We start from the raw sequence: 20933 nt of genomic DNA, 5'->3' as shown, positions 1-20933 counted from the left end.
GGGATGCTGAAGATACTCGGCGGCCTGTTTGCTGCGCGACAGCGCGGCGTCGAAGACGGGGCGGCCCCTCCTACAGGTTTTGCGCCGTAGCAGTTGACGAGCTTTGCGAGGCTACGTCCAATGTCCAACATCACCTTAGCGGTTATAGTGCTGGCAGTTTTTATACGGAGATGGCTCTGTGCGCATTGCTCTTTTTTTGTCGGCCTGGCTGGTGTGTCTGGGGGCAGTGGCGGCGCCCAATGATCCGGCGACGCTGGATCGCACGACCTGGCCAGAGCCATTGAGCAGCCCGGCCCTGTTCGATGTCGCCTCGCGTGCCGAGATTCTGACGTTCGCCCACGCCTTGCTGGTCAGCGAAGGGCTGGATGAGAACGGCCTTAAAGAGCGCCTGGGCCTCAAGGTCATCAATATGGACGCGATTGATAAAGTCCGTCAGCGCCTGTGGCAACGCCTGTTGGCCAATTACAACTTTGCCCAGCAAAGCTGTGATCAGGATGCTTCGTTCTGTTATTACGTCGAAGACATGGCCAGCCTGCGTGAACAGGCAGGCAAGTTCGAAGTGGCCGATGATTCTTTCTACGTGAAATGGGCCGAACCAAGTGCCGTGTTCCACCACCGCTACCTGGATGAACAGTTGCGTCTGGCCGCGCTGTCGCCACAAATCAGCAGCGAAATCGCGCTGCTGGGCGATCAGGAGTTCAATGGCGAGGACATGCACGACCGGCTGTTCATGCTGACCTTCGACAGCGGCCCGACGGTCATCGGCGGCACCACCGACTGGCTCACTGACTACCTGCGCAAACAGTCCATGAGCGCGACGTTTTTTGTCTTGGGCAACAGCTTGAAAGCTCGCCTCGACAAAAGCTCCGATCAGGCCCTGAGGGCGCTGTACAAAGGTCAATGTGTAGGCGTGCAAGGGTGGGAATATCGGGCCCACAGTCATTGGCAAAACTGGCAGGACTCGGTGCTGCGTAGCACCGCGCTGGTGAAACAGGTGTTGCCGCAAAACTACGTGCCGTTGTTCCGGCCGCCTTACGGTCAGCGCCGGGCTGACAGCGGGGCGTTCTTTGAGTCCCAGGGCTTGCAGGTGGCGCTGTGGAACATTGACTCGCAAGACCTGGCCGGCAGCCTCACGGCCGAGCAGTCGGCACACCGCGTATTGACCTTGATGCTGTTGTGGCGCCATGGGTTGATTGCCTTCCACGACACCCAGGACAAGGTCCGCAGCGCATTGCCCTGGCTGCTCAAGGCGACGGTGCAGAGCGGGCTGGGCTGGGAGGAGTGCGAGGCCTTGGGGGCTCAGTGATCAATGCGCCCGCCCGATTGGGCGAGCGCTTTGTTGTAACCCTTACAAAAGGCGCAAGGCCAGTTCTGAGCCTGCGCGAAGGTATTCCACTTGTGACACTACGGCATCTTTGACGATGGCTTCGCCGGTATCGGTCAGTTGAGCTTTTTTCGCATCAATGACCGACAGCTGTAGCAGTTGCATGGCGACGTCCATGGCTTTTTGGAAGGCGGTGATGTTGTTGTGCTGGCCAAACTCGTTGATGACCGCCGACATGCGCTCGTCAGCGTTGTCGCGAAGCTGGCGGTATTCAGTCACAGACACGCTGCCGTCCTGGTATATCTCGAGCAGCATTTGTTCCAGGGTTTTGGAAATAGGGGTCATACGGATTCCTTTGGCATAAACAGTAGTGAGCGCAGGTCGTAATGAGCCGGTGCGTCACGAAGCTTAGTGCTGCCAAAAAGAAAGATGGGTAGGGGGCATCCCGGCGTTTTGTGAGAACCGTCCGGCCTTGTGGGGGGAGATTTCGAGGTGGTGTTTTCGGCGCGCTGATGCAGGCCAATACTGGATTAAATGCCCAAGCGTTGTGTCAGGTAATCATTGAGCCTAGTAGCAATTTTGCAGGCCGCCAAGGCTATTCGTCAGTCAAAAAAATAAATCCGCCAAACTGTAAAAATACTTTTTTTTGTCACACGATTTGGAGTATTACCAAGACAGACCGCCGAAACCTGCAACACAGGTGGCGTCTTCCAAGACCCATCGGGCAGGGCATTCATCTGACAGAAAACAGATGAATTCGGCAGTCACTCGAGGCGCAGCACTGTTGCGGTATTGCGTCGAATGGCTCCCACAAAGGTGACCGAGTATGGATGATCACGGACGCACTCCTTCTTCCAACCAGCCAATCCTTTATGTACTCGATACCAATGTTCTGATTCACGATCCAAATGCTTTGCTCAACTTCGAGGAACACCACGTCGCTATCCCGATGACGGTGCTTGAAGAGCTCGACAAACTCAAAACCGGCAAGCTACTGGTGGCAGCGGAGTGTCGCCAGGCGATTCGTTTGATCGATCAGACCCTGGGCGTGGCCTCGCCAGAGGATGTTGAAAGGGGCGTACCGATCCAGCGCGGCAAAAGTGGCCCCAAGGGCTTTCTGTCAATCTTGATGAACAAGCGCAGAGAGCCTAATGCGCTGCTCCCTGAAAACCTCAACGACAACATCATCATCAATCAACTGATTGACCTGCATGCCCGTGACCCGAGCCTGCACGTGGTGCTGGTGACCAAAGACATCAACATGCGGCTCAAGGCGCGCGCCTGTGGGGTCGAGTCCGAGGACTACAGCACTGACCAACTGGTTGACGACGTGTCGATGCTGTCACGCGGCTATCACACCATGACCGGTTCGTTCTGGGACCGCGTGAGCAAGGTCGAAACCCGTCAAGGGCACGGCCGCACCTGGCATCAGGTGCAAATGAACGAAAACCTGCCGGCGGTGCACATCAACGAATTCATCATTGATGAGCAAGGGTTTGTGGGCTGGATCAAAGAGGTGCGCAAGGACCACCTGCTGATTCTCGACATGCACCAGGAACCGTTGCTGCACCAGGAAGCCTGGGGCCTGAAGCCGCGGGATATTTACCAGGGACTGGCGCTGTTCGCCTTGCTCGATCCGGATATTCATCTGGTTAACCTGTCGGGTGCGGCGGGTTCGGGCAAGACCATTCTGGCGCTGGCGGCGGCGATTGAACAAACCATGGTCAGCAAGCGCTACCGGCGGATTATCTGTACCCGCAGCGTGCAAGGGCTGGATCAGGAAATCGGCTTCCTGCCGGGCACCGAGGCTGAGAAGATGGAGCCGTGGCTGGGGGCCATCACCGACAACCTTGAAGCCCTGCACATGGATGACGAAAACACCCACGGCAGCGTGGATTACATCCTCAGCAAAGTGCCTTTACAGTTCAAATCGCTGAACTACATCCGGGGGCGTAGTTTCCAGCAAAGCCTGATCTTGATTGACGAGTGCCAGAACCTCACGCCGCACCAGATGAAAACCATCATCACCCGGGCGGGCGCGGGCTCTAAAGTGGTGTGCCTGGGCAACCTGGCGCAGATCGATACGCCTTACCTGTCGGCCACCAGTTCGGGGCTGACCTACCTGACGGAGCGTTTCAAAGACTTCCCCAACGGTGTGCACATCGCCCTGCAAGGCGTCCCTCGTTCGATCCTGGCCGAGTACGCAGAGTCGCATCTCTAACACTTCTGACATAACCTTGATCCGGGCGGCCTAGAGCCGCCCGGTTTCGTTGTGGCGCCAGCCATGTTTAATCAGGAGCTGCCAAGGTGTTACTGCGCACTATCGATTTGAATCTGCTGGTGGTGCTCGATGCGCTGCTCACGGAAAAGCACGTAACCCGCACCGGTGTGCGTTTGCACTTGAGCCAGCCGGCCATCAGCCATTCGCTGAGCAAGCTGCGGTTATTGCTCAATGACCCGCTGCTGATTCGCCAGGGCAACGAGGTGGTACTCAGTACGCTGGCGCAAAACCTTCAGGCGCCGCTCAAGGTGATTCTGGGGCAGATCGAAACCTTGCTCGGTCAGTCTGTCGACTTTGTGCCGGGGGAATCGCAACGCACATTCCGCGTGGCGATGTCCGATTACGGCGCTGCCATCGTGTTGCCCAAGTTGGTGGAACAACTCCGAGTACTGGCGCCCGGCATCTCGCTGGTGGTGGTCCAGGACAGCCGCCAGGGCATGCTCGAACAACTCGAACACGGCAAGATCGACCTCGCGCTGGGTGTTTTCGCCACGCTGCCTGAGTTCCTCTGCAGCGAGGTGCTGTTCGAAGAAACCTTCACCTGCCTGCTCAATCGTAACGTCCTGCCCGAGAGTGGCGTGCTGGACCTCGACACCTACCTGCAACGCCCTCACGTGCTGGTCTCGATGGACGGCAACACCCAGGGCGAAGTCGACAACGTGTTGCGCGCCCAGGGCTTGCAACGCCATGTCGCGGTGAACGTGCCACATTGGAGTGCTGCCCCGAGTGTCATTGGCGATACGGACTTGATCCTGACGGTCGCCACCCGCACCCTGGACAGCCTGCCGTTGGCCGATTCGCTGGTCAGATTGCCGCCGCCGTTGAACGTGGCACCGTTTAACTACGTGCAAGTTTGGCATCAGCGTTTCAGCGACGATCCGGGGCATCGCTGGTTGCGGAGTGTGCTTCGCCAGATTTCACTGTAGGAGCGAGCTTGTCTCGCGATCTTTTAAAAAATCAAAAGATCGCGAGGCAAGCTCGCTCCTACCCATAATCAGCCGCGCGAAGCGATCAAAAATCCGGCCAGCACCACACTTACGCCCAACAGTTTTTGCAGGCTGGGGGTGTTTTTTGGCAGCCCGAGCAAGCCGAAGTAATCAATCGCCAGCGAGATGATCAACTGGCCCACCACCACCGCCATGATGAAGTTGAGCGCGCCCAGGCGCGGTACGGTAATCAGCGCCACGGTGATGTAAAACACCCCGGCCAGGCCGCCAAGCCACATCCACCAAGGGCCGCCCAGCAGTGCGCCAAGATTGGGACGGGGCACTTTGACCAGCAGCATCACCACGGCAATCGCCGCGCCGCTGACCATCAGGGAAATGACCGTGGCCCAGAACGGGTGACCGAGCACGGCACCGAGTCGGGCGTTACTGCCGGCTTGCATCGGCACGGCGGCGCCGGCCAGTAAACTCAGGGCAATGGCTATAAAAAATGGCATGGATTTGACCTCTCTGAACGATGTGCACGTTGTACGTGCAAACCCGCCAGGCGGCCAATTCGATGTTCGGATGCGCGGTATTCGTGAGGTCGATGGCCGTCGCATACGTGGGCAAAACGCAACCTCGGGCTTACACTGGCAGCTCTTGTCTGGAGAACTCCCTGTGCTGACTCATTTAGATGCCCAAGGCCGCGCCAACATGGTTGATGTCACCGATAAAGCGGTGACGTCCCGTGAGGCGGTGGCACAAGCCGTGGTACGCATGCGTGCTGAAACCCTGGACATGATCGTCAATGGCGACCACCCCAAGGGCGACGTGTTCGCCGTGGCGCGAATTGCCGGGATTCAGGCGGCGAAGAAAACCTCGGATCTGATCCCGCTGTGCCATCCGTTGATGCTCACCAGCGTCAAGGTTGAACTCAGCGCCCAAGGCACCGACGCAGTGTTGATCATCGCGCGCTGCAAACTGTCCGGGCAGACCGGGGTAGAGATGGAAGCCCTCACCGCTGCCAGCGTGGCGGCCTTGACCATTTATGACATGTGCAAGGCCGTCGACCGTGGCATGACCATCGAAAACGTGCGCGTGCTGGAAAAGCTCGGCGGCAAGAGCGGGCACTTTCAGGCAGACGCGTCATGACATTCCACGTGCACTTCTTTGCCCGCTACCGTGAGGCGCTGGGGCTGGACAACGTCTCGGTCGACGGCCAATTCACCTCTGTTGATCACTTGCGCCAGCACCTGTTGCAACAGGGCGATGCGTGGCAGGTATTGGCCGAAGCCAACCTGATGTGCGCGCGCAATGAAGAACTGTGCAAGCTCGACGAACCGCTGACAGACGGTGACACCGTGGCTTTTTTCCCGCCCGTGACCGGGGGCTGAGCCATGGCCATTCGGGTGCAAACGACCGCCTTTGATCCGGGCGCAGAAGTCAACGCATTGCACGCAGCCAACCTGGGTGTGGGGGCGGTGGTGAGTTTTGTGGGGTATGTGCGCGACTTCAATGACGGGCGCGACGTGGCGGGGATGTTTCTCGAGCATTACCCCGGCATGACCGAAAAGGCCTTGGCCAAAATCGTGGTCGAAGCGCAACAGCGCTGGCCGCTGCTCAGCCTCGATGTGCTGCACCGGGTCGGGGCACTGGAGCCGGGCGAGCCCATCGTCTTTGTTGGTGTGGCCAGCGCCCATCGTCAGGCGGCTTTTGATGCCTGCGCGTTCGTGATGGACTACCTGAAAACCCGCGCACCCTTCTGGAAGAAAGAACAGACCGCCGACGGCCCGCGCTGGGTCGAAGGTCGGGCCAGCGACGACGCCGCCGCTAAGCGCTGGCAACGCTCATTCTCCGAATTGTAGGAGCTGCCGAGGCACGAAGGCTGCGATCTTTTCGGGAATAAAAGATCGCAGCCCGGACACGGCGTGATTTCTTTTATTTTTTTCAGAAGTCTCCTACAGCGTCGATTCCTGTTCATCCGTTAGCGTGCCTGCCTCTCTGTCGGGAAGGATTCACGGATGGCCATTTCAGCCCGTAACAACCGTTTTAGCCTGAGCATCAAGGGCGCCGACCATGAGCTTCAGGTGTTGGCCTTCACGGGCAATGAAGCCATCAGCACGCCTTATGCCTTTGAACTTGAACTGGTCAGCGCACGCGCAGACCTGGACCTCGAGGCATGGCTGCATCAGCCTGCGTTTCTCGCATTTGACAGCCAGGGGCAGGGGATCCACGGGCATATTTCCAGCATGGGTCGCAGCAGCCCCGGTACGCGGCTGACGCACTATCGCCTGACACTGGAACCGCAACTGGCCTACCTGGCCCATCGCACCAACTACCGATTTTTTCAGCATTTAACCGTGCAGCAGATCATCGAGACCTTGCTCGAAGAGCACGGCATTCTCGGCAACGCCTACACCTTCAATTCGTTCTCGTCTTACACGCCACGGGATTATTGCGTGCAATACGGCGAGTCCGATTTGCGCTTTATTCAGCGTCTGTGTTTCGAAGAGGGCTTCCACTACCACTTTCGGCACTCGCCAGACGGCCATCACCTGGTGTTCGGCGACAAGCAGCAAGCGTTTACCTCGCTCAACCAACCGACGCCCTACGTACACCGTGCGGGCATGGTTGCTTCGCAGCCGTCCATCGATCACTTTGGACTGCGCTTGCAGGCCAGCACCAACCGTACGTTTCGCCGCGATTATGACTTTCAGCAGGCCAGCCGCACGCTGGAGGCAGGTAGCAGCGCTGAGCATAACGAGCGCGCGCTTGAAAACTACAGCTATCCGGGGCGCTTCACTGAAACGGCCCAAGGCCAACGGCAAAGCCAGCGCACACTTGAGCACCATCAAACCGGCTACTGCCAGGCCAGCGGCAGCAGCAATCAACCGAGCCTGTGCTCGGGGCACTGTTTGCCGATGACCGGGCACCCCAACGCGACGTTCAATAGCGGCTGGCTGTTGATTGGCGTGCAGCACGAGGGCAAGCAGCCTCAAGTGCTGGAAGAGTATGGCGCCAACACGGCGCAGGCTGACGCAGGCGGCTTTAGCCAAGGCTATCGCAACACCTTCCAGGCCACGCCAGAGGCGGTGACCTACCGCCCGCAAACCGTCTTCCCCAAGCCGCGCCTGATCGGCAGCCAAACGGCTCGCGTCACCGGGCCGGTGGGGGAAGAGATCCATTGCGATGAGTACGGCCGGGTGCGGGTTAAATTTCATTGGGACCGCAGCGCTATCGATGACGATCAAAGCAGCTGCTGGCTGCGCGTCTCGTCGAGTTGGGCGGGGGACAACCACGGCGCGGTGACCATCCCGCGTGTGGGCATGGAAGTGCTGGTGGGTTACCCCAACGGCGACCCGGACCAGCCCATCATCAGCGGTTGCCTGGCCAACAGCCTTAACCCGACCCCGCTCGCATTGCCCGCCAACAAAACCCAAAGCGTATTACGTAGCCGCAGCACTCCAGGTGGCAGCGGCTACAACGAACTGCGCATCGAAGACCGCAAAGGTCTGGAGCACATCTACCTCCACGCCCAGCGCGATCTGCAACAACACATCAAAAACGACAGCCGCTTGCAGATCGAGGGCAAGCGCGAAGAAACCGTCACTGGCAACAGCGTCTCGGTGCTCAAGGCAGAAGAACAGCGCACCGTCAGCCTGGACCGCAAGGTCCAGCTCAAGGCCAACGACCACCTGGCCGTGGCCGTCAGCAGCCACACCGTGGTGGGCGGCGCGCTGGTGGCTGAAGCGGGGATGCACGTGCATATCAAGGCCGGGGCGCGGGTGGTCTTGCAGGCCGGGGCCAACATCACCCTGATGGCGGGCGGGCAGCATGTATTGATTGGTGCGGCGGGCATCTACGCCAGTTGCCCGATATTGCTGGGCGGCTTCCCCGTACCGGGCCTGCCTGCGGTGCCGTTGTTGCCGGGGGAGGTGGCGCCCATGCAGGGCATGTCGCTAGCGCCTTCAACGCAAATGCTGGCGTTGAGCGAAGGCAAATCAGTGTGCCCGCAGTGCGAAATGCTCAAAAAACCACTGTAGGAGCGAGCTCGCCTCGCGATCTTTTGGCTTAAAAGATCGCGAAAACCCGCCCCCTATGCGGACATCGGGGCTGACGTTTTAAGCCGTTTCACTCGGATCATGCGGTTTGCGTACCGCTCTGACCACAGGGCGCAGCAGTTCAGTTGGCGGTGTTTCGCAACTGATTTTGCGGCCCAGCTTTTCTTCGATGGACGGCAACTGGTACGAGTCGTCTTCACCGGCAAAGCTGATGGAAACACCCGCCGCGCCCGCACGACCGGTACGGCCAATACGGTGCACGTAGTCGTCCGGCACTTCGGGCAGGGTGAAGTTGATCACGTGGCTGATGCCGTCGATGTGGATGCCGCGACCCGCGACGTCGGTCGCCACCAGCACGCGGATTTTACCTTCGCGAAAGCCTTCGAGGGTCTTGATGCGTTTGTGCTGGGGCACGTCGCCGGACAGTTGCGCAGCATTGATGCCGTCGCGCACCAGGCGTTCTTCGATGCGCCGCACTTCGTCTTTGCGGTTGGCAAATACGATCACGCGTTCCCAGCCGTTGTCGTTCACCAGGTTGAACAACAGTTTGTATTTGTCAGCACCCGCCACCGCGTACACGTGTTGCTCAACCAATTCGTTAGCCACGTTCTGCGCTTCGATTTCAACGATCGCAGGGTCGGTGGTCCACTGTTTGGCCAGGTTCATCACGTCTTCGGTGAAGGTCGCAGAGAACAGCAAAGTCTGACGCTCAGCCTTCGGCGGCGTCTGGCGAATGATCTGACGTACTTGCGGGATGAAGCCCATGTCGAGCATGCGGTCAGCTTCATCGAGCACCATGACCTCAACCATGTCCAGGTGCACTTCGCCGCGCTGGTTGAAGTCCAGCAGACGGCCCGGTGTGGCCACCAGAATGTCGCAGTGACGGGCTTCCAGCTGCTTGAGCTGTTTGTCGAAGTCCATGCCGCCCACGAAACTCATGACGTTGAGGTTGGTGTATTTGGTCAGGTCGGCGGCGTCTTTAGCGATTTGCACGACCAGTTCGCGGGTCGGCGCGATGATCAGCGCGCGCGGCTCGCCCATGTAGCGCTCTTTGGGCGGCGGGGTTTGGGTCAGCTGGCTGATGATCGAGACCAGAAACGCTGCGGTTTTGCCGGTGCCGGTCTGGGCACGGCCAATGGCATCGCGGCCACTCAAGGTGTAGCCCAGCACTTGCGCCTGGATCGGCGTGCAGTACGGGAAACCCAGGTCCTGGATGGCGTGCATCAGTTCAGGGGTAAGCTTGAAGTCATGAAAGCGGGTTTTGCCTTCTTGTGGCTCAACCACGAAGTCTTCGAGCTTCCACGGGATGACCACAGGCTTTGGCGCAGGTGCACGCCGTGGTTTGGCTGCTTTTGGTTTTTCTGTGCGCGCAGGTTCGGGTGCGGGCGTGGCTGCGGGCGTGGACACCGCGGCGGGTGCAGGTGCAGAACGGCCAGGCTGTTGCGCGTCGGTTCGCGGGCTGGGGCTGCTGGGGGGAGTCATGGACGCTGGCGCGAGCGGCTCAGCCTCGCTTTTGCCGAATATTTTTTTGAGTGCTTTGAGCACGGTCATCTCATCAGTTGGTTAAGGAGTGTACGCCGGGCAGTGTAATGCAAGTCGCGTGCTCGGCGTAGTAAACGACTGGATGTTTCGTTTTTAGCGCAGGCGCTCGGTCAGCCAGGTACCGATGTCGTGAATTTCTTGTGGTAACACTTCGTGCCCCATTGGGTATTCCTGCCATGTAACGGTCACACCCAAACGCTTCAAGTGTTCATACGCGGTCCGGCCCATGGAATTCTGGACGACCTCGTCATATTGGCCATGCAGGCACAAGGCCGGCGTGCGTTGCTGGCTGGCGGACAGTTCCAGCTCATTGCTGAAGGTTGGGGCATAGGTGGAGAGGGCAAGTACGCCACCCAATGCGCCCTGCCATTTTAGATAGGCGGTATGGAAGACCACGGCGCCGCCTTGGGAAAAACCGGCGAGGAAAATTCGGCTGGCGTCTATTCCGGCCCTTTTCTGTTCTTCGATCAGCGCAACCACGGTGTCTGCCGATTCGTTCAGTTCTTGTTCACTGATCGAACGGGCCGGGCTCATGGCCTTGATGTCGTACCAGCTGGGCATGGCATATCCGCCATTGATCGTCACTGCACGGGTCGGCGCCTGGGGCAAAACAAACCGCGTGGTGTGCAGCGACTCTTGCAGTGCTTCGGCCACCGGGAGGAAGTCGTAGCGGTCGGCACCTAAGCCGTGAAGCCAGATCACACAAGCGTCTGCGGGTTTTTGCGGTTGAAGGATCAGAGGGTCGGTCATGGCTGCTCCATTATTGGGCGCTCGCGCAAAAAGCGTGCGCAAGAAGAGTGCGTGTTCGTTTCAAATTTAAAGAAGATGTCGCCTGCTTGAACGTTTTACCTAAAGAAACATATCGAGAGGCATAAATCTCCACAGTGGTACGGGCCTTGCTATGAGCACAGGGACGTTAGCTGAAGCATCTTCGCGGGTAACACTAACAGGCTACAGGCGAGGGTGGGGCAGCAAAACACCTGACGGGTGAAGTTAGACAAGGAATTCAACAGCTCAAGTGAGCGCTTCAGTTTGAAGGCGAGTGCGATATATCCATCGCTCAAGGCTTATGCCGCTTGGCCCCATAAAAAGCCAACACGGGTCAACAATGCCTCACAAGGGGGCGGCGGGTCTTGTTCAAACACAACAAAGCAAGACTGGAGGTTTGAATGAAGCAGTTGAAATCCACCCTGGCCCTGGCCACCGCCGCTGTGGTGTTGAGTGTCACGGGTTTCGCTCATGCCGGCGCAACACTGGATGGCGTTAAAAAGAAAGGCTTCGTGCAATGTGGTGTCAGCGACGGTTTGCCGGGTTTCTCGGTGCCTGACAAAGACGGCAAGATTTTGGGGATCGATGCCGATGTCTGCCGCGCTGTCGCCGCTGCCGTATTTGGCGACGCCACCAAGGTCAAATTCAGCCAGTTGAACGCCAAGGAGCGCTTCACTGCCCTGCAATCGGGCGAAGTGGATGTGCTGTCGCGCAACACCACCTGGACCAGTTCCCGTGATGCGGGCATGGGCATGTTGTTTACCGGCGTGACCTATTACGACGGCGTTGGCTTTTTGGTCAACAACAAGCTGGGCGTGAAAAGTGCCAAGGAACTGGACGGTGCAACCATCTGCATTCAGGCCGGGACCACCACAGAACTTAACGTGTCGGATTACTTCCGGGCGAATAACCTGAAATACACCCCGATCACCTTTGATACCTCTGACGAAAGCGCCAAGTCCCTTGAGAGCGGCCGTTGCGACGTGCTGACCTCGGACAAATCCCAGCTGTATGCACAACGCAGCAAGCTGGCCAACCCGAACGACTACATCGTCTTGCCAGAAACTATTTCCAAGGAGCCACTGGGCCCGGTCGTGCGCAAGGGTGATGAAGACTGGTTCAGCATCGTGCGCTGGACACTGTTTGCCATGCTCAACGCCGAAGAAGCCGGCATCACCTCTAAAAACGTCGTGGCTGAAGCCAAGTCGACCAAAAACCCGGACGTTGCCCGTTTGCTGGGTGCGGATGGCGAATACGGTAAAGACCTGAAACTGCCGAAGGACTGGGTTGTACAGATCGTCAGCCAGGTCGGTAACTACGGCGAAGTGTTCGAGAAAAACCTCGGTAAAAGCACCCCTCTGGCCATTGACCGCGGGCTGAACGCCTTGTGGAACAACGGCGGCATTCAATACGCACCGCCTGTGCGCTGATAAGCCCTGTCACCCGGTGGGCCAACCACCGGGTGCTGTTTTTGATCCATTTTTTACTGGGGCATTTCATGCAGACAAAAGTCGGCGCACCCAAGCCCAGGCTCAGCCTTGGCGATCCACGTGTGCGTGCGTGGGTATTTCAGATCATCACCGTCGCGTTGGTGGTCTTCATGGGTTGGTACTTGTTCAACAACACTCAAACCAACCTGCAACACCGGGGGATTACCTCGGGTTTCGACTTTTTGGAACGCAGTGCCGGGTTTGGTATTGCGCAGCATTTAATTGATTACACCGAGTCCGACAGCTACGCCCGGGTCTTTGTGATCGGCTTGCTGAACACGCTGCTGGTGTCGGTGATCGGCGTGGTCCTGGCGACCATTCTGGGTTTTATTGTCGGCGTCGCGCGTTTGTCTCCGAACTGGATGATCAACAAGCTGGCGACGGTCTACGTCGAAGTTTTTCGCAATATCCCGCCGTTGCTACAAATTCTGTTCTGGTACTTTGCGGTCTTTTTGACCATGCCAGGGCCGCGTAACAGCCACAATTTTGCCGACACGTTTTACATGAGCAGTCGTGGCCTGAACATGCCGGCCGCCATTGCGACACCTGCGTTCTGGCCGTTTGTGATCAGTGTGCTGCTGGCTATTGTGGCCGTGGTGGTGATGCTGCGCTGGGCTAAAAAACGCTTTGAAGCCACCGGTGTTGCGTTTCACACCTTCTGGGCCGCGTTGGGCTTGTTGCTGGTGATTCCAGGGCTGTGCGCGCTGGTAGTCGGTGCGCCTGTGCATTGGGAAATGCCCGAGCTCAAGGGCTTCAACTTTGTTGGTGGCTGGGTGCTGATCCCGGAACTGTTGGCGCTGACCATCGCCCTCACGGTGTACACCGCAGCTTTTATTGCCGAGATCGTGCGTTCGGGCATCAAGTCGGTCAGCCATGGCCAGACTGAAGCCGCGGCCTCGCTGGGCCTGCGCCCAGGGCCGACGCTGCGCAAGGTGATCATCCCGCAGGCGCTGCGAGTGATCATTCCGCCGCTGACCAGCCAATACCTCAACCTGGTGAAAAACTCATCGTTGGCGGCAGGTATCGGCTACCCGGAAATGGTTTCGCTGTTTGCCGGTACGGTGCTGAACCAGACCGGGCAAGCGATTGAAGTGATTGCCATCACCATGAGCGTTTATCTGGCGATCAGCATCAGCATTTCGCTCCTGATGAACTGGTACAACACGCGCATTGCGCTGATCGAACGGTGAGGGCGCGACCATGACGACGCATGTTTTCAAACCTGATATGCCGCCACCGGGCAACCGGATTGGCGTGGTTGCCTGGGCACGGGCGAACCTGTTTTCCAGTTGGCTCAACACCTTGCTCACGCTGTTTGCGCTCTACCTGGTCTGGTTGATCGTGCCGCCGTTGCTGAGCTGGACGCTCTTTGACGCCAATTGGGTGGGTACGACCCGGGCTGATTGCACCAAAAGCGGTGCGTGCTGGGTGTTTATCGAGCAGCGTTTTAGCCAGTTCATGTACGGCTATTACCCGGCAGCGTTGCGCTGGCGCGTCGATACGACGGTGTTGTTGGCCATCTTTGGTGCTGCACCGTTGTTTATTTCGCGCTTCAAACACAAGGCGGTTTATGGGCTGAGCTTTTTAGTGATCTACCCGATCCTCGCCTACAGCCTGCTGCACGGTGGACATTGGGGCCTGACCACCGTCGCCACCAGCCAATGGGGCGGCCTGATGCTGACGCTGGTGATCGCCACCGTGGGCATCGCCGGAGCACTGCCATTGGGCATCTTGCTGGCATTGGGGCGTCGCTCGGACATGCCGGCGATTCGCGTGGTGTGCGTGACGTTCATCGAGTTCTGGCGTGGTGTGCCGCTGATCACCGTGCTGTTCATGTCCTCGGTGATGCTGCCGTTGTTTCTGCCTGAAGGCATGAACTTCGACAAGCTACTACGGGCGCTGATCGGGGTGATCCTGTTCCAGTCGGCGTACGTGGCCGAAGTGGTGCGCGGTGGCCTTCAGGCCATTCCCAAAGGTCAGTACGAAGCGTCGGCAGCCATGGGCCTGGGTTATTGGCGCAGCATGGGCCTGGTGATCTTGCCGCAAGCCCTGAAGCTGGTCATTCCCGGCATCGTGAACACCTTTATTGCCCTGTTCAAGGACACCAGCCTGGTGATCATCATCGGCCTGTTTGACCTGCTCAACAGCGTCAAACAAGCCGCCGCCGACCCGACCTGGCTGGGCATGGCGACCGAGGGTTATGTGTTTGCTGCCCTGGTGTTCTGGATTTTCTGTTTCGGTATGTCCCGCTACTCCATACATCTGGAGCGCAAGCTGGACACTGGCCACAAGCGTTAGTAGGAGTTGGATATGAGTGAAGCAATTAAAAAGCCTGCTAGCCCTGAAGGCATTATTCAGATGCAGGACGTTAACAAGTGGTACGGCCAGTTTCACGTGCTCAAAGACATTAACCTGAACGTGCAGCCGGGTGAACGAATCGTGTTGTGCGGGCCTTCGGGTTCGGGCAAGTCGACCACCATTCGCTGCCTCAATCGCCTTGAAGAACACCAGCAAGGGCGCATTGTGGTGGATGGAGTTGAGCTGACCAACGACATCAAGCAGATCGAAACCGTGCGCCGTGAAGTCGGCATGGTGTTCCAGCACTTCAACTTGTTCCCGCATCTGACCATCCTGCAAAACTGCACGTTGGCGCCGATGTGGGTGCGCAAAATGCCCAAGCGCCAGGCCGAAGAAATTGCCATGCATTACTTGCAGCGCGTGCGTATTCCGGAGCAGGCCCACAAGTTTCCGGGGCAGTTGTCCGGTGGTCAGCAGCAGCGGGTGGCGATTGCCCGTGCGCTGTGCATGAAGCCCAAAATCATGTTGTTCGACGAACCGACTTCAGCGCTTGATCCGGAAATGGTCAAGGAAGTACTCGACACCATGATCGGCCTGGCCGAAGACGGCATGACCATGCTCTGTGTGACCCACGAAATGGGCTTTGCCCGGACTGTGGCCAATCGGGTGATCTTTATGGACAAGGGGGAAATCGTCGAGCAGGCCGCGCCGAATGACTTCTTCGACAACCCGCAGAACGACCGGACCAAACTGTTCCTGAATCAAATTCTGCATTGATGCAAACGCGGCGACCGAGGGGTTAACGTGTTTTTTCGCGCTGTTGCTGCTTTTGCTCCAACAGCGCATTGATATCCGCGCATTCGTAGATCGCGTGCAGCTCCTTGACCAGTTCCGGGTGGCGATCGAGCAGGCGCATCAACACAAACAGCGGTTTGGGCGGCTCGACTTCGGCCCGTTCATAGCGGCTGAAGGCATTGTGGCCGCCGCCGGACAGTAACTGCACCGCGCTTTTTTGGGTGAAGTGCAATTTACGGCGGATACGTTTCATCTCGTCTGCCACGACCCGCTTGGCATCCTCGATCAGTTCATCACCTGCCTGGGCATAACGCTCTGCGCTGGGCGCATTGAACTCGACCTCAGCACATTCACTGCATTGCTCGCCTGCCAGATTGGGCACGTGGCGGGTTAATTGTTTGAACGTCACTGTGAAATCGCGGCCCTTGAACGGGTGCATCGCGTTGGGTGCGCCACAGGTGTAGCAATCATGCTTGCTCATCAGTCTTTTTCCTTGAAGGCAATGACGGGCGGCCCTCCACCGGGACGATAGGTCACCTTGATATACAGGGCCAAGCCGTAGGCTTGAGCGTGGTAGACGTCTTGCCAGACTTTGGGGTCTGCGTAAGTCGACATTGATTTGTACAAGAGCCTGCGCTCCAGAGACGCGATCACCCATAGCATCTGGGTAAGTGTTAGCCCCAGCATGCGCCCACCATCCAGCGCACTTTTGGTAAACGCCACGGCTCCCAGCCGTTTTACGTCGCCTTGTATGCACTGAAGGGTGTAGTGGGGTGTCTTCTTTTACATAAGAGTGTGCCTCAATGCGCTCAAAACTACCCTTTAAGGGTTTTTTATTCAACGATTAATGTTCAAGTTAAGCGACCCTTTAATCTGTAGTTGATTGCTCTTATGGAAGGCGCTGACTAGCATGTAGGAAAATTCATCCTATGATTGGATGAAAGGACGGAATACATGACAGACGCTTCCCCACTGATAAAACGCTCCCTGGTCGATCAGGCCCTTGAACAGCTGCGCGCGCGGATAAACAACGGCGCCTGGGAGGTCGGCCAGCGTTTGCCGACGGAGCCGGAGTTGGCGGCGGAGTTGGGCATAAGCCGCAATACGGTGCGCGAAGCCATGCGCGTGCTGGCCTTTGCCGGGCTGATTGAGATCCGTCAGGGCGACGGCAGTTACTTGCGCGGGCGGGTCGATCCCATGGACACCTTGCGCACGTTGTCGGCCTGTTCGATGGACCAGGTGCGCGAGATGCGCCACATCCTTGAAGTTGAGGCCGTTGGCCTGGCGGCCGTACGCCGTACCGATGAGGACTTGCGCCTGATGCAGCAAGCACTCGATCTCAGTGGCCAGCACTATCACGGCGAACTCGACACCTACATTTGCTGTGACTTGCAGTTCCACCAGCATGTGATCGATGCCGCGCATAACCCGGCGTTGACGGAGTTGTACCGCTACACCTCAAGCATTGTTTCCAGTCAGTTGCGCAAGACGCTGGATATTTACCCGCGCCGCCAATCGGTGTTCGACCTGCATGTCGAACTGTTGGAGGCCGTCAAACAACAAGACCCACAACGGGCTATGGCGCTTTGCCGGACGTTGATCAATGAACCCTGAACCGGAGAAGGCCATGAACCATCCCTCGTCAGCCAGCAGCGAAGCCGTTCGTCATCTGGATGAACTGGAAGAATTACTGATCGACGCCGAAGTTGATGACGAACTCGTACAACAGACGCCACCCGTGGTGCTGCGCCCGTGGTTGTTGCTGTTGGGGCTGGTGCTGGTGGCGCTGAATTTGCGCCCGGCGCTGTCGAGCGTGGCGCCCTTGCTGGGTATTGTGTCGGACAGCCTGGGCTTGTCGGCCGCGCAGGCCGGTTTACTGACCACCTTGCCCGTGCTGTGTCTGGGCATATTTGCGCCCCTGGCGCCGATTCTGGCCCGGCGTTTTGGCACTGAGCGGGTGGTGCTCGGGATTCTTCTGACATTGGGCGGCGGGATCGTGCTGCGCAGTTGCTTGGGTGAGGTCGGGCTGTTTGCCGGGAGCATTCTGGCTGGCGCCAGTATTGGTGTGATCGGCGTATTGTTGCCGGGGATTATCAAACGCGATTTTGCCGGACATGCCGGAACCATGACCGGCGTCTACACCATGGCGTTGTGCCTCGGCGCAGCACTGGCGGCCGGGGCGACGGTACCGCTGAGCCATTACTTGGGCGACAGTTGGGCAATGGGCCTGGGCTTTTGGGCCTTGCCGGCCTTGTTGGCGGCCATTTTCTGGTTGCCGCAGGTGGGTAAGCGTCAAGGCGCGCACAACGTGGCTTACCGCGTGCAGGGGCTTTTACGCGACCCGCTGGCATGGCAAGTGACGCTCTACATGGGCCTGCAATCGTCGTTGTCCTACATCGTGTTTGGTTGGTTGCCATCGATTCTGATCGGCCGCGGCCTGACCCCGACCGATGCCGGCCTGGTGATGTCAGGTTCAGTGATCGTGCAGTTGGCCACAGCACTGACAGCGCCCTGGCTGGCGACGCGGGGCAAGGATCAGCGTCTGGCGATCGTGCTGGTCATGGGCCTGACCCTGGCCGGGCTGTTTGGCTGTCTATATGCGCCGATGGACAGCTTGTGGAGTTGGGCTGTTGTGCTGGGCCTGGGGCAGGGCGGGACGTTCAGCCTGGCGTTGACCCTGATTGTGCTGCGTTCTCGCGATTCCCATGTAGCCGCCAACCTGTCGGGCATGGCCCAGGGCGTGGGTTACACCCTGGCGTCACTGGGCCCGCTGGCGGTGGGCGTGGTGCACGAAGTCACCGGTGGTTGGGATGCGCTGGGCTGGATTTTTGCCGTGATTGGCCTGTGTGCCATTGTCGCGGGGCTGGGGGCCGGGCGCGCGTTGTACGTCAACGTGCAGAGCGAGAAAATTCAAAGCCCGTAGTGTTTCGGCTCATTGCAGATTATCGTGCACAGATTCCTACCCGCACGGACCCTGCCATGAGCCAAGACCATCAAGCGTTAATCACGCGTTTTTACCAAGCGTTTGCACAGCTTGATGCGCAAGCGATGGGCGAGTGCTACACCGACGACGTAGTGTTCAGCGACCCGGTCTTTGGAGAACTGCGCGGTCACAACGCCACCGATATGTGGCGCATGCTGACCACGCGGGCCAAGGATTTCAGCCTGACCTTCGATCAGGTTCAGGCCGATGCGCAACGCGGCAGTGCACATTGGGTGGCGACGTATCTGTTCAGCCAGACCGGCAATACGGTGGTTAACGATATTCAGGCACGGTTTGTTTTTCGCGACGGCAAAATCTGCGAGCACCATGACCACTTTGACCTGTGGCGCTGGTCGCGGCAGGCGCTGGGGGCCAAGGGCGTTTTGCTGGGCTGGACACCACTGGTGAAAAACGCCATTCGCGCTCAAGCGCAAAAAGGCCTCAAAGCGTATCAAGCCGGACGTTAAATGTGAGTTCCAAACCTTGGTTTGTGTATTTGGTGCGTGCGGCCAATGGTTCGTTGTACTGCGGCATCAGCGATGACCCGGCGCGCCGCTTCGTGCAGCATCAGACTGGTAAAGGCGCGCGCTTTTTTGCCTCAAGCCCTGCGGTGGCCCTGGTCTATGTCGAATCGTGGCCAGACAAAGGCGAAGCCTTGCGTCAGGAGCGGCTGATTAAAAAGCTCAAGAAAAGCGCCAAAGAGTGCCTGGTGCAAAGCCAGTTGGCACTGTAAGAGCGAGCTTGTCTCGCGATCTTTTAAACGATCAAAAGATCGCGAGGCAAGCTCGCTCCTACAGATTTTTGGTTATTTCAACGCCGCGAGGATCGCATCCGGGTTGAAGTCCCTGAGCAAGGTGCCATTGACGTCCAGAATCGGAATCCCGCGCCCGCCCAATGCTTCGTAGGTCTGGCGGGCGACGGCATCCTTGTCGATATCAAACTCTGTGTACGGGATGCCTTTCTGGTCCAGAAAGCGTCGCGTGGCCTTGCAGTAGCCACACCACTCGGTGGCGTACAGCACCACCCGGGCGCTGGCCCGGGTGTGTTCCGGGACAACACCGGAGGGGTTTAGCACCCGCTCGATCTTGCCCCAGTTCTGAAAGACCACGACCACCACCAGCACAAACAGGACTTTCTTGAGGATGCCGTTCAACATCACTTGTTGCGCTTGAGCTGGTCGAGCAGTTGGGTCGGCAGGCCCTTGATAACGAGTGTGCCGGCTTCTTCATCGAATTCGACCTTGGAACCCAGCAGGTGGGCTTCAAAGCTGATAGACAAGCCCTCAGCGCGCCCGGTGAAGCGGCGGAACTGGTTAAGGGTGCGTTTGTCTGCCGGAATTTCCGGCGACAGGCCGTAGTCCTTGTTGCGGATGTGGTCGTAAAACGCCTTTGGGCGCTCTTCGTCGATCAACTCCGACAACTCTTCGAGGCCCATCGGTTCACCGATTTTGGCCTGGCTGCTGGCGTAGTCCACCAGGGTCTTGGTTTTTTCACGGGCGGACTCTTCGGGCAGGTCTTCGCTTTCAACGAAATCACTGAACGCCTTGAGCAGCGTGCGGGTTTCGCCGGGGCCGTCGACGCCTTCCTGGCAACCGATAAAGTCGCGGAAATACTCAGAGACCTTTTTGCCGTTTTTACCTTTGATAAAAGAAATGTACTGCTTGGACTGTTTGTTGTTCTGCCACTCGGAAATATTGATCCGCGCCGCCAGGTGCAACTGGCCCAGGTCCAGATGGCGTGACGGGGTCACGTCCAGTTCCGAGTTCACCGCCACGCCGTCGCTGTGGTGCAACAGGGCGATGGCCAAATAGTCGGTCATGCCTTGCTGGTAATGGGCAAACAGCACGTGGCCGCCCACCGACAGGTTGGATTCTTCCATCAGCTTTTGCAGGTGCTCGACGGCCACACGGCTGAACGCGGTGAAGTCCTGGCCGCCCTCCATGTACTCCTTTAGCCAGCCGCTGAACGGATGCGCCCCGGATTCAGCATGGAAAAAGCCCCAGGCTTTGCCTTGCTTGGCGTTATAGCTTTCGTTGAGGTCTGCGAGCATGTTCTCGATGGCCTGGGACTCGGCCAATTCAGAGTCGCGGGCGTGGAGAACAGCGGGCGTACCGTCGGGTTTTTTCTCAATCAAATGAACGATGCAATGACGGATCGGCATGGGCTTCTCTGCGAATAATGAGCGGGGAGGGCATGCGCCCGGAAAGGCGCTAAGTGTACCGCACCTGAGCCACTGGGCAGCCTTCGTACCGCCTTTTGGGAGGGGATGGACGGTGTAGAGCGGTTTTTTTACGCTTTTAAGGCGATAAAGCTGACCAAATGGCGAGGTAGAGGCGGATATTTAACCGTCTCTGTGCTAGTTTTGCCCGGTCTTGCGCTGTGTAACGGCGTAAAGCATGCATTCAGCCTGTGTCAGGTCGAACCAAACTCCGTTTTAGCACTCTACATCCGCGATTCGTCGTGAAA

22 protein-coding genes and 1 pseudogene are annotated in these 20933 nt (G+C 58.2%); 15 read left to right on the top strand and 8 right to left on the bottom strand.

Annotation, left to right across the window (positions count from 1 at the left end; translation table 11 throughout):
* The first annotated feature begins 178 nt into the window (after positions 1–178).
* A complete protein-coding gene (locus tag GHO41_RS06570) occupies positions 179–1306 on the top strand; it encodes a polysaccharide deacetylase family protein (protein WP_371928858.1) in 1128 nt (375 codons plus the stop codon).
* Positions 1307–1348: 42 nt separating this feature from the next.
* Here GHO41_RS06570 and GHO41_RS06565 read toward each other — a convergent pair whose 3' ends face one another.
* Positions 1349–1669: a hypothetical protein gene (locus GHO41_RS06565; protein WP_153390688.1), complete on the bottom strand. Its 321-nt coding sequence runs from the start codon at positions 1667–1669 to the stop codon at positions 1349–1351.
* A gap of 481 nt (positions 1670–2150) precedes the next feature.
* On the opposite strand from GHO41_RS06565, the gene GHO41_RS06560 reads away from it, so the two are divergent.
* Both GHO41_RS06560 and GHO41_RS06555 read left to right on the top strand, forming a co-directional pair.
* On the top strand, positions 2151–3545 hold the full coding sequence (locus tag GHO41_RS06560; RefSeq protein WP_048368238.1) for a PhoH family protein: 1395 nt from the start codon (positions 2151–2153) through the stop codon (positions 3543–3545).
* An 86-nt stretch (positions 3546–3631) separates the two neighbouring features.
* Positions 3632–4531, top strand: coding sequence for a LysR substrate-binding domain-containing protein (locus tag GHO41_RS06555; protein ID WP_371928857.1), 900 nt, complete (start codon positions 3632–3634; stop codon positions 4529–4531).
* Positions 4532–4599: 68 nt separating this feature from the next.
* On the opposite strand, the gene GHO41_RS06550 is transcribed toward GHO41_RS06555, so the two are convergent.
* A complete protein-coding gene (locus tag GHO41_RS06550; RefSeq protein WP_048368235.1) occupies positions 4600–5046 on the bottom strand; it encodes a DMT family transporter in 447 nt (148 codons plus the stop codon).
* Between the two features lie 163 nt (positions 5047–5209).
* Between GHO41_RS06550 and moaC the strand changes: the two genes are divergently transcribed.
* The 4 genes from moaC to GHO41_RS06530 all read left to right on the top strand — a co-directional run bounded on the left by moaC (position 5210) and on the right by GHO41_RS06530 (position 8574).
* Positions 5210–5683: a cyclic pyranopterin monophosphate synthase MoaC gene (gene moaC, locus GHO41_RS06545; RefSeq protein ID WP_048368470.1), complete on the top strand. Its 474-nt coding sequence runs from the start codon at positions 5210–5212 to the stop codon at positions 5681–5683.
* On the top strand, positions 5680–5925 hold the full coding sequence (gene moaD, locus GHO41_RS06540; RefSeq protein WP_153390690.1) for a molybdopterin converting factor subunit 1: 246 nt from the start codon (positions 5680–5682) through the stop codon (positions 5923–5925). The genes moaC and moaD overlap by 4 nt, the downstream gene beginning before the upstream one ends.
* A gap of 3 nt (positions 5926–5928) precedes the next feature.
* Positions 5929–6396, top strand: coding sequence for a molybdopterin synthase catalytic subunit MoaE (gene moaE, locus GHO41_RS06535; protein WP_153390691.1), 468 nt, complete (start codon positions 5929–5931; stop codon positions 6394–6396).
* Positions 6397–6552: 156 nt separating this feature from the next.
* Positions 6553–8574 (top strand): type VI secretion system tip protein VgrG, encoded by a 2022-nt coding sequence (locus GHO41_RS06530; protein WP_153433210.1) that lies wholly within the window; start codon positions 6553–6555, stop codon positions 8572–8574.
* 78 nt (positions 8575–8652) lie between these two features.
* Here GHO41_RS06530 and rhlB read toward each other — a convergent pair whose 3' ends face one another.
* Both rhlB and GHO41_RS06520 read right to left on the bottom strand, forming a co-directional pair.
* Positions 8653–10143, bottom strand: a complete 1491-nt coding sequence (gene rhlB / locus GHO41_RS06525) for an ATP-dependent RNA helicase RhlB (protein ID WP_048368230.1) — start codon at positions 10141–10143, stop codon at positions 8653–8655.
* A gap of 84 nt (positions 10144–10227) precedes the next feature.
* On the bottom strand, positions 10228–10884 hold the full coding sequence (locus GHO41_RS06520; RefSeq protein WP_153433209.1) for an alpha/beta hydrolase: 657 nt from the start codon (positions 10882–10884) through the stop codon (positions 10228–10230).
* Positions 10885–11303: 419 nt separating this feature from the next.
* On the opposite strand from GHO41_RS06520, the gene GHO41_RS06515 reads away from it, so the two are divergent.
* The 4 genes from GHO41_RS06515 to GHO41_RS06500 all read left to right on the top strand — a co-directional run bounded on the left by GHO41_RS06515 (position 11304) and on the right by GHO41_RS06500 (position 15467).
* Positions 11304–12332, top strand: a complete 1029-nt coding sequence (locus tag GHO41_RS06515) for an amino acid ABC transporter substrate-binding protein (RefSeq protein ID WP_048368227.1) — start codon at positions 11304–11306, stop codon at positions 12330–12332.
* 68 nt (positions 12333–12400) lie between these two features.
* Positions 12401–13582 (top strand): amino acid ABC transporter permease, encoded by a 1182-nt coding sequence (locus GHO41_RS06510; RefSeq protein ID WP_048389777.1) that lies wholly within the window; start codon positions 12401–12403, stop codon positions 13580–13582.
* Positions 13583–13592: 10 nt separating this feature from the next.
* Positions 13593–14690, top strand: coding sequence for an amino acid ABC transporter permease (locus GHO41_RS06505; RefSeq protein ID WP_048368225.1), 1098 nt, complete (start codon positions 13593–13595; stop codon positions 14688–14690).
* A 12-nt stretch (positions 14691–14702) separates the two neighbouring features.
* The gene (locus GHO41_RS06500; RefSeq protein ID WP_123749670.1) at positions 14703–15467 is read left to right on the top strand and encodes an amino acid ABC transporter ATP-binding protein; all 765 of its coding nucleotides are present in this window, start codon (positions 14703–14705) and stop codon (positions 15465–15467) included.
* 22 nt (positions 15468–15489) lie between these two features.
* Here the strand turns inward: GHO41_RS06500 and GHO41_RS06495 are convergent, their stop codons facing one another.
* Both GHO41_RS06495 and GHO41_RS06490 read right to left on the bottom strand, forming a co-directional pair.
* Positions 15490–15966: a type II toxin-antitoxin system MqsA family antitoxin gene (locus GHO41_RS06495; RefSeq protein ID WP_123749671.1), complete on the bottom strand. Its 477-nt coding sequence runs from the start codon at positions 15964–15966 to the stop codon at positions 15490–15492.
* Positions 15966–16268: pseudogene (locus GHO41_RS06490) on the bottom strand (type II toxin-antitoxin system MqsR family toxin); the annotation flags it as partial. The gene GHO41_RS06495 and the pseudogene GHO41_RS06490, both read right to left, overlap by 1 nt.
* 171 nt (positions 16269–16439) lie before the next feature.
* On the opposite strand from GHO41_RS06490, the gene GHO41_RS06485 reads away from it, so the two are divergent.
* From GHO41_RS06485 to GHO41_RS06470, 4 genes are read left to right on the top strand one after another with little or no spacing between them, the layout of a single operon-like run.
* On the top strand, positions 16440–17099 hold the full coding sequence (locus tag GHO41_RS06485; RefSeq protein ID WP_123749673.1) for a FadR/GntR family transcriptional regulator: 660 nt from the start codon (positions 16440–16442) through the stop codon (positions 17097–17099).
* Positions 17089–18408, top strand: coding sequence for a CynX/NimT family MFS transporter (locus GHO41_RS06480; protein WP_153433208.1), 1320 nt, complete (start codon positions 17089–17091; stop codon positions 18406–18408). The genes GHO41_RS06485 and GHO41_RS06480 overlap by 11 nt, the downstream gene beginning before the upstream one ends.
* Positions 18409–18464: 56 nt before the next feature.
* On the top strand, positions 18465–18935 hold the full coding sequence (locus GHO41_RS06475) for a nuclear transport factor 2 family protein (RefSeq protein ID WP_048368216.1): 471 nt from the start codon (positions 18465–18467) through the stop codon (positions 18933–18935).
* A 2-nt stretch (positions 18936–18937) separates the two neighbouring features.
* Positions 18938–19201, top strand: a complete 264-nt coding sequence (locus GHO41_RS06470) for a GIY-YIG nuclease family protein (RefSeq protein ID WP_048368214.1) — start codon at positions 18938–18940, stop codon at positions 19199–19201.
* Positions 19202–19273: 72 nt separating this feature from the next.
* On the opposite strand, the gene GHO41_RS06465 is transcribed toward GHO41_RS06470, so the two are convergent.
* Positions 19274–19624, bottom strand: coding sequence for a glutaredoxin family protein (locus GHO41_RS06465; protein ID WP_048368213.1), 351 nt, complete (start codon positions 19622–19624; stop codon positions 19274–19276).
* Entirely contained in the window at positions 19624–20628 is a 1005-nt protein-coding gene (gene yejK, locus GHO41_RS06460) for a nucleoid-associated protein YejK (protein WP_048368212.1), read from the bottom strand. Before yejK ends, GHO41_RS06465 begins: the two co-directional genes overlap by 1 nt.
* Positions 20629–20933 lie beyond the last annotated feature (305 nt).

This window comes from Pseudomonas sp. FSL R10-0399, assembly GCF_009600165.1.
GTDB classification, from domain to species: domain Bacteria; phylum Pseudomonadota; class Gammaproteobacteria; order Pseudomonadales; family Pseudomonadaceae; genus Aquipseudomonas; species Aquipseudomonas helleri.
Note: the sequence above shows the minus strand (reverse complement) of the source record. Positions and strands in the feature narration are given on the sequence as shown.